Origin of the sequence: Massilia sp. GER05 (assembly GCF_052056005.1) — a bacterium.
GTDB lineage: Bacteria > Pseudomonadota > Gammaproteobacteria > Burkholderiales > Burkholderiaceae_D > Telluria > Telluria orientalis.
Map to the genome: position 1 here is coordinate 5,273,356 of NZ_CP178858.1, position 16,497 is coordinate 5,289,852.

At 63.0% G+C, this 16,497-nt stretch carries 17 protein-coding genes; 11 read left to right on the forward strand and 6 right to left on the reverse strand.

Going from position 1 to position 16,497, the window contains the following annotated elements:
- Positions 1 to 489 precede the first annotated feature (489 nt).
- From ACL58G_RS23425 to ACL58G_RS23440, 4 genes are all read right to left on the reverse strand, one after another.
- On the reverse strand, positions 490 to 870 hold the full coding sequence (locus ACL58G_RS23425) for an SMI1/KNR4 family protein (RefSeq protein ID WP_440963338.1): 381 nt from the start codon (positions 868 to 870) through the stop codon (positions 490 to 492).
- Positions 871 to 995: 125 nt separating this feature from the next.
- Complete coding sequence (locus ACL58G_RS23430; protein ID WP_440963339.1) at positions 996 to 1,415, reverse strand: HNH/ENDO VII family nuclease; 420 nt, start codon at positions 1,413 to 1,415, stop codon at positions 996 to 998.
- A gap of 124 nt (positions 1,416 to 1,539) precedes the next feature.
- Positions 1,540 to 1,995, reverse strand: coding sequence for a hypothetical protein (locus tag ACL58G_RS23435; RefSeq protein ID WP_413342481.1), 456 nt, complete (start codon positions 1,993 to 1,995; stop codon positions 1,540 to 1,542).
- Positions 1,996 to 2,003: 8 nt separating this feature from the next.
- Positions 2,004 to 6,482 (reverse strand): DUF6861 domain-containing protein, encoded by a 4,479-nt coding sequence (locus ACL58G_RS23440; RefSeq protein WP_440963340.1) that lies wholly within the window; start codon positions 6,480 to 6,482, stop codon positions 2,004 to 2,006.
- A gap of 137 nt (positions 6,483 to 6,619) precedes the next feature.
- Between ACL58G_RS23440 and tssI the strand changes: the two genes are divergently transcribed.
- The 7 genes from tssI to ACL58G_RS23475 are packed head-to-tail and all read left to right on the forward strand — an operon-like array spanning position 6,620 to position 13,223.
- Positions 6,620 to 8,986, forward strand: a complete 2,367-nt coding sequence (gene tssI / locus ACL58G_RS23445; RefSeq protein ID WP_440963341.1) for a type VI secretion system tip protein TssI/VgrG — start codon at positions 6,620 to 6,622, stop codon at positions 8,984 to 8,986.
- 8 nt (positions 8,987 to 8,994) lie between these two features.
- Positions 8,995 to 9,852 carry a DcrB-related protein gene (locus ACL58G_RS23450; RefSeq protein ID WP_440963342.1) on the forward strand — a complete coding sequence of 286 codons (858 nt, stop codon included), beginning with the start codon at positions 8,995 to 8,997 and terminating at the stop codon, positions 9,850 to 9,852.
- Positions 9,853 to 11,127 (forward strand): PAAR domain-containing protein, encoded by a 1,275-nt coding sequence (locus tag ACL58G_RS23455; protein ID WP_440963343.1) that lies wholly within the window; start codon positions 9,853 to 9,855, stop codon positions 11,125 to 11,127. It begins immediately after the preceding gene.
- A 31-nt stretch (positions 11,128 to 11,158) separates the two neighbouring features.
- Positions 11,159 to 11,887, forward strand: a complete 729-nt coding sequence (locus ACL58G_RS23460) for an SMI1/KNR4 family protein (RefSeq protein ID WP_413388160.1) — start codon at positions 11,159 to 11,161, stop codon at positions 11,885 to 11,887.
- Positions 11,880 to 12,284 carry a tetratricopeptide repeat protein gene (locus ACL58G_RS23465; protein WP_440963344.1) on the forward strand — a complete coding sequence of 135 codons (405 nt, stop codon included), beginning with the start codon at positions 11,880 to 11,882 and terminating at the stop codon, positions 12,282 to 12,284. Before ACL58G_RS23460 ends, ACL58G_RS23465 begins: the two co-directional genes overlap by 8 nt.
- On the forward strand, positions 12,281 to 12,754 hold the full coding sequence (locus ACL58G_RS23470) for a hypothetical protein (RefSeq protein ID WP_440963345.1): 474 nt from the start codon (positions 12,281 to 12,283) through the stop codon (positions 12,752 to 12,754). Before ACL58G_RS23465 ends, ACL58G_RS23470 begins: the two co-directional genes overlap by 4 nt.
- Before the next feature lie 16 nt (positions 12,755 to 12,770).
- Positions 12,771 to 13,223, forward strand: coding sequence for an SMI1/KNR4 family protein (locus tag ACL58G_RS23475; RefSeq protein ID WP_413388157.1), 453 nt, complete (start codon positions 12,771 to 12,773; stop codon positions 13,221 to 13,223).
- An 85-nt stretch (positions 13,224 to 13,308) separates the two neighbouring features.
- On the opposite strand, the gene ACL58G_RS23480 is transcribed toward ACL58G_RS23475, so the two are convergent.
- Entirely contained in the window at positions 13,309 to 13,839 is a 531-nt protein-coding gene (locus tag ACL58G_RS23480; RefSeq protein WP_440963346.1) for a PEP-CTERM sorting domain-containing protein, read from the reverse strand.
- Positions 13,840 to 14,153: 314 nt separating this feature from the next.
- On the opposite strand from ACL58G_RS23480, the gene ACL58G_RS23485 reads away from it, so the two are divergent.
- The 3 genes from ACL58G_RS23485 (at position 14,154) to ACL58G_RS23495 (ending at position 15,151) form a co-directional block, all read left to right on the forward strand.
- Positions 14,154 to 14,558 (forward strand): hypothetical protein, encoded by a 405-nt coding sequence (locus ACL58G_RS23485; protein WP_440963347.1) that lies wholly within the window; start codon positions 14,154 to 14,156, stop codon positions 14,556 to 14,558.
- Positions 14,551 to 14,796, forward strand: a complete 246-nt coding sequence (locus ACL58G_RS23490) for a hypothetical protein (protein WP_440963348.1) — start codon at positions 14,551 to 14,553, stop codon at positions 14,794 to 14,796. Before ACL58G_RS23485 ends, ACL58G_RS23490 begins: the two co-directional genes overlap by 8 nt.
- Before the next feature lie 85 nt (positions 14,797 to 14,881).
- Positions 14,882 to 15,151 (forward strand): hypothetical protein, encoded by a 270-nt coding sequence (locus tag ACL58G_RS23495; protein WP_440963349.1) that lies wholly within the window; start codon positions 14,882 to 14,884, stop codon positions 15,149 to 15,151.
- 12 nt (positions 15,152 to 15,163) lie between these two features.
- Here ACL58G_RS23495 and ACL58G_RS23500 read toward each other — a convergent pair whose 3' ends face one another.
- Positions 15,164 to 16,153: an aldo/keto reductase gene (locus ACL58G_RS23500; protein WP_440963350.1), complete on the reverse strand. Its 990-nt coding sequence runs from the start codon at positions 16,151 to 16,153 to the stop codon at positions 15,164 to 15,166.
- A 132-nt stretch (positions 16,154 to 16,285) separates the two neighbouring features.
- Between ACL58G_RS23500 and ACL58G_RS23505 the strand changes: the two genes are divergently transcribed.
- Positions 16,286 to 16,492: a LysR family transcriptional regulator gene (locus ACL58G_RS23505; RefSeq protein WP_440963351.1), complete on the forward strand. Its 207-nt coding sequence runs from the start codon at positions 16,286 to 16,288 to the stop codon at positions 16,490 to 16,492.
- Positions 16,493 to 16,497: the final 5 nt, after the last annotated feature.

Genomic DNA, 16,497 nt, shown 5'->3' on the forward strand with positions numbered 1-16,497 from the left:
CGTACTTGCGCGCGATGATGGTCGATGCCACCTCGCCCACCGTCTGCGACAACAGGCGCCCCACCGGGTCGTACCGGAACTGGCTGACGAGCGCCCCCTGCGTGCGGGCCACCATGCGGTGCGCCCGGTCGCGCTCGATATCGGTGATGACCTCGCCGTCCAAGTTGACCTGGTGCAGGTGACCCGAGCCGTAGTACAGGTTGTTCAGGATGCGGCCATCCGGCAGCGTCGTCTGCACGTGAACACGCAGCGCAAGCGAATTATCTGCCCGATACAACCGCAGCCGCACCACGGCTGACGCTACCGCGTCGACGAGCGCGTCAACTAATCTATTTGTTTGAGAAGAATTCTCGCGAAAAATTGACGGCTAAATATCTTGCGAAACCCACACCGCTGAATTAAGGCATCATGAGACATGAGCCTCAATTCGTTTCCCAAGAAATTCATAAAAATTCTCAGCGTACGGCATATCCTCGCCCGACGGGAGCCTTAGATATATCGGACATTCGCCGTTTTTGAAATTTCTATAGTCGAAGAAAAAACTTCACCAAGATCAGTCTCACTAACAACAAGTTTTGAATCGTCCAGCAGCCCAGCTTTACGATTCATTAGATGTTGAAAAACTATGCCCCCATTCGCCGACTCAAAAGGAATTCCATAAATACTGTAAATCTCTTCCCCTCCAATTTCGCCGCCTGCATATTGCTTGAGAAACCACCTATATGATTCTGACAACTTTCGATTCAGCGCGTTTTCTGCATTTACCAGCCATTCATCGTCTACCGCATCGGACGATGATCCAAAATCAATGATCGACTGATGGGCCGCGATCAATTTTTTAATCTCCGTCGCCGTTAAAGGTGGATTCATAATTTATTGCGCCCCATCGTTAGTCGCACGGTTCGCCGAATAGCGAGCCTTCCATGCATCAAATGCGGACCGATCAATCCCCGAAGGGATAACGTTGGGATTAATGTGAATTATTTCACTATTTTCTAATGGAATGTCTGCGTCAACTCAGCTATCGCGCTGTCATTTGATTGGAGCATGTGGTGAAGGTGTATGGGCTTCCCATCCGTGCCAATCGGCTCGCGACCTGTCGCCATCCTCTCAATATTCGTTCCGGAAATAACTTTCCCGCTTGCGCACCACGACTTGACTAAATTTTGATCAAAAGTATCATTTCTGGGATAGGCCGTAATTCCTTCAAATTCAGTCTGATTTGGCCAATAAACCCTGCCAGGATTTCCGCCATTTTCAGAAAATCTGCATGGCGTTAAGCCTAGCGGATCGACCCAGCTTATTGGATTGGAAGTATAGGCGAAGGTATTAACTCCGCCCAATAGACCGATCAGATCAATGGAAACAACCCACCCAATATCTGGATCATAGTAGCGGAACAGGTTGTAATGCAAGCCAGTTCGTTGTCGCAATATTGGGTTCAATATGGCAAATGACCCGGTTTCGACCATTTGTCCTGGTTCGGCCAAATTAACACCGCAGCTTGACCCGCCAAGTGCTCACATTAACGTGAAGGTTTTAATTTGCCGCATTGATGTGATTTCGCCATTCTTCAATCAATCCTTTAGCCAGAATGGCATCAATGACCCCGTTATCGATAGTGCCCACATATTGCCCGTCCAATTCAAACTCGAATTCAAGTCCATGCTCTTGCGATAAGCGCTGGACGGAATCGACAATATATTCAACCTCTTCAAGAAGAAGCGCATCGATTTCGCGGGGCAGATGATTAGAGGGCGACGCCGAATAAATCTCATGCACCCCCCCCACTGTTTCAACTAGAGCGTCACCTGGACGCGTCCCCGTGCTTTCCACAGTATCGACAAACTCAGGGGCACGGATAACCCAAGTTCTCAATGACGACATTTTTTCAATTGCATCCCTTACCAATTTCCGAGCTTCATCGTCCACGTCTTGGGCCAGAAAAAAAAGTAATTTCTGCTTTGGGTGCGATTCAACGAACTGGATTTGCATAATATTTATCAAGGCTCAGTCAATTTAGGTGGATAAAAAGGCAGGGCTGATCCGGGGCCGCCGACGTTATAACGGAACCCTCCAGGAAGATGAGCGTTCAAATGACGAGTTGCTGGCAACGGAATTGTCACCGGAGTACTAGCGATATGATGCATAGAAATTTTTTCGCCCATTAAACCGACATCTTCCGGAAAAAACATAACCCATGCCTCATCTACTATAGGGGTCCTACCCTTAGCGATTGCTGATAAATTATCTCCGCTAAGTATTTCGCCATATCCAATGCTATCCCAGTGATCACGAAGAGCACGCCAATCAGCAGCATTTGTTCGAGTTACTCCCGAGCGTGTTGTATTCGGTTGCCTTGGCAAAGTGTCGGTCCGCGTAGCACCTTTTTCACTTGGCGTTCCCTGACCGGCCCGACACGGGCTCAGACCAAACGGATCAATCCAGGTCACCGGGTTCCAAACATACGTAAATGTGTTCGCCCCACCAAACAGACCGATCGGATCAACTGAAACAAACCGCCCAATATCCGGATCATAGTAACGGAACCGGTTGTAATGCAATCCGCTCTCGTTATCGTAATACTGCCCCTGGAACCGAACAGGCTGCACTTCCCCGATCTCATCAGGCGAAACCACCTCCGGCGAATCCCGCTGCGCAACCTCGAGCACATTACCCCACGCACGATACCGCGCAGCCCACACGACCCGCCCACCCGCATCGGTCATCTCCCGCGGCGTCCCGAGATGATCCGTATGCAGATGCCGCACCTCAGCCCGCGCCGCGCCACCCGAATCTGCGACGGCATCCACCCGCGCCAGCGGCACGAACGCATCCTCGCCATACACGTACGTCCTCGAATGACTCCCCCGCTGCTCGCACAGCAACCGGTTCCCATCCCACACGAACCGCGTGACGCCAAACGCATCCCGCTTCGCAATCCGGCGCCCGAACGGATCATAGGCATAGCTGACAGTCTGCGCCACATCCGAAGGCCCACGTGAAACGACGCTGCGCACCAGCTGATGCGCCGGATTCCACTCGAACCGCATCCGCGTATGCTTGCCGACCAGCTTCTCGACGACATTGCCATGCGCATCGTAGTCGTAGCGCTTGTCTTCGTACACGCGAATGCGATTGCCCTCGACGCGGCCGACCGGCGCCACCGTCGTATCGAGCAGATTATGCGCCGGATCGAATGCAAACCGTTCGCTCAGCTGCGGCTGCACGGCCGACAAAATGCGTCCGATCGGATCGTAGCTGTAGCGTGTCACACCGTTGCGCTGATCGTCGATCGATACGAGGTTGCCCACCTCGTCGTACTCGTACTGCCGCGCGATGACGGTCGACGCGCCCTCGCCCGCCGTCTGCGACAACAGCCGCCCCACGGGGTCGTACCGGAACTGGCTGACGAGCGTCCCCTGCGTGCGGGCGATCATCCGGTGCGCCCGGTCCCGTTCGATGTCGGTAATGACCTCGCCATCCAGGTTGACCTGATGCAGATGGCCCGAGCCGTAATACAAATTGTTCAGGATGCGGCCATCCGGCAGCGTCGTCCGCACCCGGTTGCCCAGCTCGTCGTATTCATGACGCAGCACGGTCGACGTACCCGAGGCATCCGTCTGCTCCGTCACCAGCTGACCGATAGCGTCATATGCCATGCTGACAACGGCATCCGCATTGATCGCCTGCGTCATGCGCCCCAGCGCGTCGTAGGCGAAGCGCAGCCGCATCTGCTGCGCCTGTGCCGCACCCGTCACGCGCGAGATCACTTTTTCCGTCAACTGGCCCAGCGCATCGCGCACATACGTTGTCGCGATGGGCGTCAATTCCGTGCGCGGCGCGCAGCCCAGTTCGTCCTTGCCGACGATGAGGCCGCTGTCGTCGTAGCGGTAGCGCGTCACGCGCGCATCGAAGCTCGTTTCTTCGGCGAGGCGGTCCAGCGCGTCGTAGACGAAGCGGTGCACGTCGCCGTTCTCGTTGATCAGTTCGGCGATCCGGCGCGCCGTGTCGTAGCGGTATTCCAGCACGCCGCCGCGCGCGTCGATGCGTTTCAGCGGCTTGCCGTCGCGATCGAGTTCGTAGGCGGTGCGGTGGCCCGCGGCGTCGACGTGGGCGACGAGGCGGCCCAGCCGGTCGTATTCGTAGCGCTCGGTCGTGCCGTCCGCATGCGTCACAGCCTGCATGCGGCCGAGCGCGTCGTAGGCATACGTGCTCGAGTTGCCGTTCGGGTCGAGCGCGCGCACGAGGCGCCCCTCGTCGTCGTAATCGAAACTGCTCGTGCTGCCCGAGCAATCCGTATAGCGGATCAGTTGGCCGGCGCGGTTGTACGCAAGCGCCTTGACGCCGCCGCGCGCGTCGATCACCTTGACAGGCAGGCCGCGATCGTCGTACTGGTACGCCGTACGCTGACCCAGCGCGTTCGTCACGCTCGTCAGGTTGCCCTGCGCGTCGTAGCGCAGCACGGTCGTCGCGCCGAGGGCGTCGGTGATGAGGGCCGGCTTGTCGAAGCGGGCGTCGTAGACGATGCCCGTGCCCCGCCCGCCCCGCTCCACGCGCACGATGCGGCTGCGCTCGTCGTAGCGGTAGCGCACCGTGCGGCCGGCCGGGTCGGTCAGTTCGAGCAGGTTGTCGTTCTCGTCCAGACGACGTGTCGTGACGCCGCCTGCCGCATCCACCTGCGCGACCAGGCGCCCGCGCGCGTCGAACCGGTAGTGCTGCACGCGGCCCAGCTGGTCGGTGACGACCGTCTCCTTGTCGAGATAGCGGAATGCCCACCACTGGCCCGTATTGGTCCAGTTGCGCACTACCTTCCCATCCGGCCCCTCGACGTCGTACTCATAGCGCGACACGAGGCCGTCCGGCTGGCCGTGTTCCACCATCACATGGTTGCGGTAGCCGAACTCGCGCACGACATCGCCCGCACGGTTGCGCACGCGCCGCAGGTCGCCCGCGCCGTCATACTCGTAGGACACCAGCGTATGCGCGCTGCCTTCCGGTTCCGCGGGCATCAAGGTCACGCCCAGCAGGCGCATGCCGCCCGCGACGCGTCCGAACTCGAGGGCCAGGCTGTGCCCCGCGCTGTCGTCGATGCGTGCGGGCAGGCGGCGGGCGTCGTACGTGACGCGGATGTGGTTGTCGTTCGCATCCTGCCAGCCCGTCAGGCGGGCGATGCCGTCGCCGTACAGGACGGCGAATTGCGCGCGCAGGCCATTGTTGTCGACCAGCTCGAACGTCGTATCTCCCGTGCGCGCCAGCGTGATCTGTTCGGACGGCGAATGGATCGCGTCACCGACCCGCGGCAGCGAGAACGTGATGCCGCGATCAAACGCGTCCAGCACGACGACCTCGTCGACGCTGAGTTGCAGGCTGTCGCTGATGGGCAGCGCCCAGCCCTGGCCCAGCCAGCCGGCGCGGTGCAGCGCCGAGCTGTACGTGCGCTGCCAGACCAGCGGCAGCGGCGCGGGCAGCGCGAAGTCGAGGTCCAGGTCGCCCAGCAGGATCTTGTCGCCCGTGATCGGGTTGACGGGCTGGCCGACGAGGTTGCACGGCGGCTTGCTGGTGGCGACGCCGCGCTTGACCTCCGACGGTCTCTCGGCCGGTTTCTGCGCCTCCACCGGTTCCCTCGCGACGCCCTTGCCCGCGCCGGCTTCGGCCTGTCCCTGTGCCGACGCGAGCCTGGGCTGCAGGTTCGGATGCGCCATCAGCTTGTCGCGGTTCTCGCCGACCCATTCCGCGAACTTCGGCCCCAGCCGGCTCTGCGACAGGTTGCGCACGAGGAGCGAACTTTGCACCTGGCCGCGCGACAGGTACAGCACCAGCGCCGTCAGGATTGCCTTCACGAGCAGCATCTGCCCTTGCGCGAACGATTCCGTCGCCTCGCGCAGCATCGTCGTGCGCCGGGCGGTCGCGTCCGCCGGCAGGTCGCCGGCGTGCCACGCGGTCGCGAAACCGTGGGCCGCATGCCGGCACAGGTCCGGCACCGTGCCGCTCATGTCCATGACCAGCATCCCGAGACCCATCCAGACGAGGATCTCGCCGCCGATCGCGACGCCCGCCTGCGCGCCCACCGCCGCGCCCGGGATGGCGCCCACGCCGAAGGCCAGCGACCCCAGCGCCCCGCCCGCCGCCGCGCCAAGCACGGCGCCGCCGCCCAGGTACAGCGCCATCTGCTTCATGACCTCGTACAACACGTCGACGATCACCGCGAAGTTCAGGCCGGCGAACTGCTGCCTGAGCAGTTCCGCGAAGCGCGGCCGGGATGCGTCGAGCGCCTGCTTGACGGCCAATGCGTTGCGCACGCCGCCCATGTCGGCGCCCGTATCGGCGATGCGGCCGAGCGTCGCGCTCGCCTCGTTCGACCAGCGCTGTACGCGCCGCGCGATGTCGAGCCGGGCCTGCGCGCCGGCCTGGGCATAGTGGCGCTGCATGGTGTCGAGGGCGCGCGTCAGATCGGTCCAGTTGCTCGAAAAGTCAGACATGTGCTCGCAGGAAAACAATTGTGAACGGCGCCAATGGCCGATTTAACGAACAGGAAATTTCTGATAGTATATACATGATTTAACATAAATCTAACAATCCCCCGTGCGGAGGACACATTCGATGCAGGAGCTGCGATATGTCATCAGATTCGCTCGATAACCGGATAAAGGCGCTCGGCGTTGCCGGCACTGCCCTCGACACCGCGGCGCAGCTGAAAGCCGGCTCGGGGGGCGCGGCCCTGGCGTCGGGCGTCGCCGGCCTGGCCGGGCACGCGAGTCCGCAACTCGCGCAGGCACTCCAGGTCGCGTCGCAGGCGCATTCGCTGGCGCAGCATGCCGGCGCGCTGGCCGACCATGCGGGACCAGGCGCGGACCAGCCCGCAGCGCTGGCGCAAGGCGCGGCGGTCGCGGAAAACCTCGCCATCGAAGAACATCCCCTGGCGGGCCAGGCCGTGAGCGATTTCGCCGGCAACGAGCCGCACTACGTGCCGCCCAATATCGATCCCGCCGGACAGGACGACGCCGCATCGGCCGTGGCATCCCTGCTGGCGAAGTTCAACGACGGCAAGCGCCTGCTGCGCTTCTATTCGCCGCTGCAGGGCGACAAGACCCTGCTGATCGAATCGCTGAGCGGCTCGTCGGCCATGTCCGACCAGTTCGTGTTCAACCTCAGCCTGATCTCGGAAAACGCCGCCATCGACCTGAAAGACCTGATGGGCAAGAACGTCAGCGTGGGCGTGCAGCTCGCGGACGGCAGCGAACATTTCGTCAACGGCTACGTGCACTCGTTCGGCTTCAGCCATGCGGACGGCGGCTTCGCGTTCTATCACGCGCAGATCGTGCCCTGGCTCAGCTACCTGAAGCAGCGCGTCAACTCGCGCATCTTCCAGGACCAGAGCGTGCTCGAGGTCCTCGACACGATCTTCAAGGGCGACTACAACGGCCTCGCCGCGTACGAATTCCGCGTCAGCCAGACCTACCGCCCCGAAAACTACATCGTGCAGTACGACGAGACGGACGAGCACTTCGTCTGCCGCCTGATGGAGAAGTACGGGCTGTTCTACTATTTCGACCACAAGCCGAACGGCCACGTGATGGTGATCAGCGACGATTCGCGCTCGGGCGCGTTCTGCCCGCCGCAGCCGGATCACGCCGAGGTCGAATTCAACGGCGGCAACCGCTGGCACGACCGCGACAGCGTGACGGCGTTCGCGGCCGAGCGCAACCTGCAGCCGACCAAGGTGGCCCTGAACACGTTCGACTTCAAGGCGCCCAATGCGATGCAGTACGTGGAGCTGCCCACCGTGACGCAGCAGGGCGACATGCCGGCCATGGAAATCTACGACGGCAACCCTGCCTTCTCGTACAAGGACAAGGACGACGGCCAGCGCGAAGCGCGCCAGCGCCTGGAAGTGCTGGAGTGGCAGGCCAAGGTCTTCACGGGCGCCTCCGACTGCCGCGGCCTCGTCGCCGGCCGCACGTTCAGGCTGCAGGGCCACCACTGGTTCGATCCGTCCACCGAGGGCGACAACGATTTCCTCGTGCTGTCCGTGCAGGTCAGCGCCCGCAACAATTATTTCGAGCGCGGCCAGAGCGACGTCTACCGCAACACGTTCACCGCGATCCGCCGCAAGATCCCCTACCGCCCGCGCCGCGCGCACCCACCGCCGCGCATGCCCGGGCCGCAGACGGCGACCGTCGTCGGCCCCAAGGGCACGGAGATCCACACGGACCAGTACGGCCGCATCAAGGTGCAGTTCCACTGGGACCGCTACGGCCGCCGCGACGAACGCAGCTCGTGCTGGATCCGCGTCTCGCAGCCGTGGGCTGGTCGCGGCTGGGGCACGATTTCCGTGCCGCGCATCGGGCAGGAAGTCATCATCGACTACCTCGAGGGCGACCCCGACCGCCCCGTCTGCACGGGACGGCTGTTCAATGCGGACCAGCCGGTCCCGTACGGCCTGCCGGACGGCGCCCACATGATGGGTTTCAAGAGCCGCTCCACGCCGGGCGGCGGCGGCTTCTGCGAGATGGTGATCCATGACAGCAAGGGCAAGGAACTGATCAATATCCACTCGCAAAAGGATATGGTCACGACCGTGCAGAACACGCAGGCGACGGTCGTCAACGGGCCGCACCAGACCAACACGGTCAGCACGGGCTACCAGACCAACACGGTCAAGCAGTACATCGTGACGACGGCGCAAACGGGCCATATCCACGACACGGCCAAGACCAACATCGAGCTCACCGCCGAGGACGACTACATCCACGCGACGGCCAAGACCAATATCGAACTGGTGGCGCAGACGGCCCACCTGCACCAGACCGCGAAGCAGAACATCGAGCTGACGTCGCAGACGGAGCACATCCACCTGAAGGCCAACACCGACATCACGCTGGAAGTCGGCAGCAGCAAGATCGTGCTGCAGGCCGACGGCACGATCCTGATCCAGGGCGTGAACGTCGCGGTGATGGGCAGCCGGATCGACCTGAATAAATAAATGAGCCAATGAGCGAGCGCGCCATGTACCACGCCAACCACGCCACCTTCGAACTGCCCGCGCAGTTGAAGGACAAGACGATGCACATGTTCACCCTGCGCGACGATGGTCCGAGCGAGTTCAACGTCGTCGTCTCGCACGCGGACGTCAAGCCCGAGGAAAGCCTGGACCAGTTCGGCGACCGCCTGGTCAAGGAACTGACGCGGGCACTGCCCCGGTTCCAGCTGAAGGCGATGACGGAGCGCCTTGTGGACGGCGCGCCGGCACTGGAACTGGCCTACAGCTGGCGCAACGAGGCGGGCTTCATGCACCAGCGCCAGGTCATCACGCTGGTCCAGGGCGGCAAGCCGGGCACGATCGAAGCCATGCTGATGGCGGCGACGTGCCTGCGCGAGTTCAGCGACGAGTGGAATGCCGCGTTCGACGCGATCGTGGACAGCATCCGGCTGCGCCGTCCGCTGCCGCAAGCGCAGGATGGCCCGGCCGCTGTGCCGTCCCCTGCCCTGCCCACGATCTTCGCATTGTCCGAACCGCGCAAGACCCTGCACGTGTTCGCGGACAGGCACGAGGCGGGCAGCAAACTGTCGGCGCGCGACGTCAACCAGGACCACTGGGAATTCTATGACGCCGAGGGCACGCGCCTGCAGGCGAACGTCTCCCGGACGAACGCCGGCCTGTCGCTGCTGCGGCCGTCGGGCACGGTCACGCTGGAGCGCACGGCGGAACCACCGGGACCGGCACTGGCCGAGCGGCTGCACCTGGCCCAGTACATCCAGGCCAGCTCGTCGTCCGTGCCGTTCTACAGCCTGACGGAGGTGCGCGCGCATCTCGATCGGGTCACCAGCGACCGGGCCGCGGAGCGCTAGATGCCGGCGGCGGCACGGCTGGGAGACCCGATCGGGCACAGCCCGACCATGAGCTGGCTCCTGAAAGGCCTCCTCATCGGCGCGGCCATCGCGGTGGCCGGCGTGGCGATCGTGGGCACGGGCGGCCTCGCGGCGGTCGCCGTCGTCGGCGCGGGCGCGGCGATGGGCGCGGGCCTGGGCGAAGCGATGAGCACGATGAGCTTTGCCGGCAAGGAGGTCACGGGCGCCATCGCGATGACCGGCTCGTCCAACGTGTTCGTCAACGGCCTGGCCGCGGCCCGGGCGCACGTCGACCAGGTCCTGTGCTCCAAGCATCCCGGACCGATACCGATCGCGACGGGCAGCGGCCAGGTCTACATCAACGGCATGCCCGCCGCGCGCGTGGACGACAAGACGGGATGCAGCGCCGTCATCACGAAGGGGTCGGGCAACGTCTACATCGGCGGCGGCACGACGCAGACCGACACGATCAATCCGGAAAACCTCGTGCCGGGCTGGGTGCATGCGTCGTTGCTGGTCGTCGGCGTCGGCGCGGCGATCGTCCTCGCCGGGCCCGTGGTCGCCGTGGGCGGCCTCGTGGGCGCGTTCGCGGGCGGGATCGGCGGCGGCTGGGTGGGCGGCAAGATGTTCGGCGAAGGCAGCGACGGCCAGAAATGGTCGGCGATCGCGGGCAGTTTCCTGGGCGGGTATCTCGGTGCGAAGGCCGCGCCGGGGGCGTGGGAGTTCGCGCAGCGGGTCCAGGTGTCGGTCGAACCGGGCACGCTGGGCATGAACGGCGGGAACGTCCGCGTCTCGCTGCGCCCGCCTGCGACGGCCGCCGAGCCGCCGGCCACGCCGCCGGTGGAACCGCCGGCACGCGTCTCGGCATCGACGTATGCGCGCCTGCGCGCCAAGACGCCGAGTTCCGCCATTCAAAAACAGGTCAACGAAGGCGTGACCTTGCCGATGCCCGACCGGGCACTGCCGGGCCTGACGGTGACGAAGCCGCTGCACGCGGACCATATCGTGTCGATGAAGCAGATCACGGAAATGGAGGGATTCGCCCGGCTGTCGCAGGAAGATCAGCTCGCCGTGCTGAACAATCCCCGCAACTTCATCGGCCTGAGCGAGACGGCGAATACGTCGAAGGGCGCGAAATCGTTCGCCGAGTGGACCGAATACAAGAAAGGCGGCATCGCCGTGGACCCGGCATTCCGGCAGGAGATGATGCAGAAAGAGGTCGACATGGCGGCCGAGTTGCAACAGCAGATTTATAATCTCCTGGGCGGCGGCTAGCGTGCACCGGCAATCACTGAAAGACGAAGCGATGACAACAACACCCGACAAGAACGCGGTACTGAATGAATTGCAGCAGTTCGTGCAGCCGGCCGCATTGATGGCCTCGCCGGCCGAAGCGGAAGCGGATCCGGCAGTGCCCGTGCAGTGGCTGCGCTTCCTCGACGAGCAGGAACACGGCCGCAGGCTCGCGCTGCTCACGGAATGGAGCGACTTTGCCGCGGAGTGGCCCAGCGTCCAGGATTTCCTGCGCACGATGCTGAAGCACCTGTACGTGATGCGCGAACCGGACGACACCCCGTCGCTGCTGTATCTCTACACCGTCGGCGGCAAGGACCTGAACTTTTTCCGCGGCCGCGCGCCGATCACCGACGTGCCGGAGCGCCTGCGTCCGGTCTGGGACTGGGTGCCCGCCAAATTCCGCGATTTTTATACGCAGTTGCACGACGGCTGGACCTTCCTGCCGGCGAATTCGATGGGACCGCTGCCGGTCGAGGATTGGGCATTCCTGTCCGACGACAAGTTCGACATCGACGACGACACCGCGCGCCGTCTGCCCATCGATATCTCGCGAACCGTCGCCGTGTTTCACAACGGCGCCGGCGATTACCTGTGCCTGAATTGCGTGGGCAACGGCGAAGCGACAGGAGTCATCTGGTGGCACGAAGATCCCGAGAATCCCGAGCCGGTCGATTTCTGGGGCGTACTGGATGCCTGGGTCGGCATTTTTCTCGAAGAAGCCGACCGCCACGGTGCATGAGCGGATCGCCGCCCTGTGCAAGGAAGGCGATGCGCTGGCGTCGGCAGGCAGCCTCGACGACGCCAAACTGAAATACATCGCGGCGCTGAAGCTGCTGCCTGGTGAGCCCAGGCAGTGGGAAGCCGCGACGTGGATTTACGTGGCGCTCGGCGACGTGCACTTCCACGCGCAGCGCTTCGACAAGGCCTTCAAGTGTTTTCATAACGCGGTCCAATGTCCGAAAGGGCTCGGCAACCCCTACATTCACTTGCGTCTTGGGCAGCTCTACTTCGAACAGCGTCGCTTCGATAAGGCAGCCGATGAACTGACGCGCGCGTACATGGGTGGGGGGATCGATATCTTCATGGAAGACGACGCCAGATACCTGACGTTTCTCGAGACAAGGATCTCGCTGTGAAACGCCCCATCCATTACTGCAAAAGCTGGTCCCGTGCGAAGAAAAAACCGACCGAGCTTTGGCCCGCCGGGAAGGCCGAGGCGGCGCATCTGCATCGGCAACCCTATACGGCACTCGTTGGCAGCGCCGAACGGCCGTATTGTTTCGTGGACGTTGCCGCCAACGTCGTGGTCGTCGGTTTCCTCGACAGCATGCTGCGCGAATCGCTGACGTATGCATTCAAGGAAGTCGAGGCCGGGAAGCTGTTCATGACGATGGCGGTTCACCGGGACTTCGAGGCCGACACCGACAGCGTGACGGGTGGCGTGACGTACCTATTCGATCGAAGCGGCACGATGCGGATCCGGCGCGAGTATTTCCGCCCGCATCGCGCGGAAACCGCGGCGGCTTCGTGCGATCCAGCGCCGCTTTACGACATGAGGCCCGAATTCGGACAATACGACGATATCATTCGCGTCGAGAGACAATGAGCGAGGGCCCAAAACAATGGATTTCAATACCGTTCGCGATCACCTGATTTCGCTGAATGTATCACCACGAGCGCCGGCGACACAACATCAGCTCGACGCCTTCGAGCACCGTTTTCGCGTCAATTTGCCCACCGACGTGAAAACGAATTACTCGATCATGAACGGCGCCGACGACTGGACCGACAGCCACACGTCCTGGATAAGGTTCTGGCCCATCGAAGAATGGACGCCCACGACCCCGGAGTTCGCCAGCGATGACGTATTCAAGTCTCTGTCGTCGTATGTATTCGTTTGCGCGGATTACGCGATCGAGTGCGTGTTTTATGTCATCGATCTCGACAACGCCGCGCCGACATTCGGCCACGTTTATAGCCTTGGCGCTACACGTGCGGGCCTTACTGCAACGAGTTTTTCCGAGTTCATCATGAAAGTGGCGGAAGATCACGGTGACCTTCACAGCTATGGATAGACCTCCGATCTTCTCCTCGTGACGATGTGCTCGCGTTGAGCGACGCCAGCCCGGCGCTTTCCGGCACGCCGGGCCGCACCGCGGCTCAGGCTGTCCCGCCCCCTTTGCCCTGCGTCTTCGCACGCCGCATCAGCCCCGCCAGCGACACGCCGAGTCCGATCAGCGCGAGGCTCGACGGCTCCGGAACGGTGGCCGCCGGATCGGCGAAGGTCAGTTCCAGGTTATCGAGGTTGAGGATGTGGTTGGGATCGTCCGCGTAGATCGCGAATCCATAAATGTCCTGCGCACTGGTCAGCGCCACATGTCCGCGCAGGTTGCTCCCGCCCGGGTTCGGGTTGGCCAGCAATGCGCTGGCGATCGTCTGGCCATTCTTGTCGTAGGCGACGAGGTTCACGTCCCACGACGAAAAACTGTCGATGCCGATGGCGGTCACGGGCTTGCTCAGCAGCGCAATCGGGTAGGTCGAGCTGATGAAGTGATTGGATGGATTCCCGTCATAAAAGTCGGCATGCAGCAGCGTCCCCTGGGTAAAACTCAGCCCGAGCGCGGCGTACAGCTGGTCCAGCGGTTGCAGGAAGGTGGAGGCGGTCGGCACATCGTCGGCGGTGCCAAGCACGCCGTCCGCGCCCGGGACATGTTCGAAATCGATGAGGACAGGGCTTGCGAACGCCGGCATGGCGGCAAGGCCGCAGGCCGACAGGAACAGGGAGCAAAACAGTTTTTTCATCGGATGGACGGTGACGTTGAGTTGAGGAGACCCTGTACGGGCAGGCTGAAGCGGTAGCGATACTATTGAGTACTTGCACTCATGTCCACAGCCCGGCGCAAGCGTGCGCGCCCATCCAAGACGCATACGCGTGTTCGTGAAAATGTGTGAGCCTGTAGCGCGGCAGAGGTGCTATCGTTACGCCGCATCCGCTTCAAAACGACATGAACACACGACTGGAAATCACGATGAAACACCTGGTGCTGGCTACCGCCATCGGCCTGTCTTCGGCGCAGGCGCTTGCCTGCCCACTGTCCGACTCGCTGGCGAAGCGCTACGGCATCTCGTTCTCGGGTTTCAGCACCGCGGTGCCGGAATCTGTCGCGCCCGACACGGCCCACGGCGGCCCCTTCATCCGCGTGCGCATGCCGGACGCAAGCAATGTGCTGGATGGCTTCCACCACACCATCGTCATGGATCGCAGCACGAAGAAAGCCTGGATTCTCCGCACCGGCGGCTTCGTGGGCGTCTACCAGTGGTTTGGGCCGGTCGACGTCATCGATCCTGCGCTCGACAACTGCCGGCTGGAGCCGACGGACGGCGCGAATCGGGCGGAACGCCATGGATGACTCGCTGCACGTGCGCGTGACCGATGACGAGACGATCAGCATCGATGGACGCCTGGTGGCCGGGAATGCCGAACTGGTCGACGCGCTCAGGTCCGCCTTGCGGGACAACCCGAACGTGGCGCTCGTGATCGAACCGGTGAAGCCCGAGTACTACACGGGCGTCGCGAAGGTCATCTACGCAAGCCAGCGCGCCGGGGTACCGGTCGAGAACCTGCGCTACGCGACCGGGGCTGCCTAGCGTGCGCCGCAGCGTGCCGTTGTTTCGAGGCCGGCAGACATGCGCCTGCAGGCAACCGCCGTTCCGGTTCAACGATTACGATACGGTGGAACTCGGCGAAGACAGCCGCGGGGCCGACGTCTCGCTCTCGACCTGCAACGCGTGCTGTACGATCTGGCTCACGTATCGCATCGACGAGCCGCACTATCATCGTTCCGGCCGCTGGTGGCGCGTCGACGTCGCCGCCGCGGACGCGAGCACGTTGTCCGCCGCGACAGCCAGAGACCATGTCGAGCGTTCCCCCGCGGGGTTCGTCGGCGGCTCCTTCTTCGACTCGCCAGGCCGCGCCGTCACGGCCCCGATCACCGTCAGGTAAGTCACGCCCCCATCAACGATCCACCATCGCCATCGCCTTCTCGTTGTACCGCGCCCCCGCCACGCCGATCTGCTCAAGCGCCCCATCCAGCCGGCGCAGGTCCTCGTCATCCAGCTTGAGATCGGCCGCCGCGAGATTCTGTTCGAGGTACGTCCGGCGCTTGGTCCCCGGAATCGGCACGATGTCGTCGCCCTGCGCCAGCAGCCACGCCAGCGCCACCTGCCCCGGCAGCGCGCCATGCCGCGCCGCGATCTCCTTCACCAGGCCGGCGATGGCGAGATTACGGTCGAAGTTCCCGCCCTGCAGGCGCGGGTCGTTCTGGGCGCGGAAGTCGTCCGCCGGATAGTCCTCGGCACGCTTCGCCGTGCCCGTCAGGAAGCCGCGGCCGAGCGGACTGAACGGCACGAGACCGATGCCCAGTTCGCGCAGCGCGGGCAGCACGTCGGCGTCGAGGTTGCGCTCCCAGATCGAGTACTCGCTCTGCAGCGCCGACACGGGCTGCACGGCGTGCGCGCGGCGGATCGTGGCGACGCCCGCCTCCGACAGGCCGAAGTGCAGCACCTTGCCTTCGCGGATCAGGTCTTTCACAGTGCCCGCCACGTCCTCGATCGGCACGTTCGGGTCCACGCGGTGCTGGTACAGCAGGTCGATGCGGTCCGTGCGCAGGCGCTTCAGCGAGGCCTCGACGACCTCGCGGATGTGTTCCGGACGGCTGTCGGCACCGGCGAAATGGCCCTTGCCGATGACGAAGCCGAACTTGGTCGCGATCTGCACCTCGTTGCGCCGGCCTTCCAGCGCGCGGCCCAGCAATTCCTCGTTCGTGAACGGGCCGTACACTTCCGCCGTGTCGAAGAAGGTGCAGCCCAGGTCGATGGCGCGGTGGATCGTCGCGATCGATTCCGCGTCGTCCGGCGTGCCGTAGGCGTGGCTCATGCCCATGCAGCCCAGGCCGATGGCGGAGACTTGCAGTCCTTGGGATCCCAGTTGTCGAGTCGTCAGCATGTTCTTCATCCTTTTTTGCAAAATGCCGCCGGCGGCGGCTTGAAGACAATGTAGTCGTTGCACCTTGCAAAGAAAACACCAATAATCGGATAATCATTTTCCAAAAATGGAAGATGAGAGGAAAAGCGCGCCTTGGACTGGAACGATCTCAAATTTTTTCTGGAAGTGGCGCGCGGCGGCAGCCTGACGCGCGCGGCGGACGTGCTGCGCGTGAGCCAGTCGACCGTCGGCCGGCGTATCGCCGAACTGGAAGCGCGCCTCGCGACGCGCCTGTTCGCCCGCCACCAGAACGGGCTACCACCTGACGGACGAAGGCCGCGAACTGCTCGGGCGCGCTGAGGCCG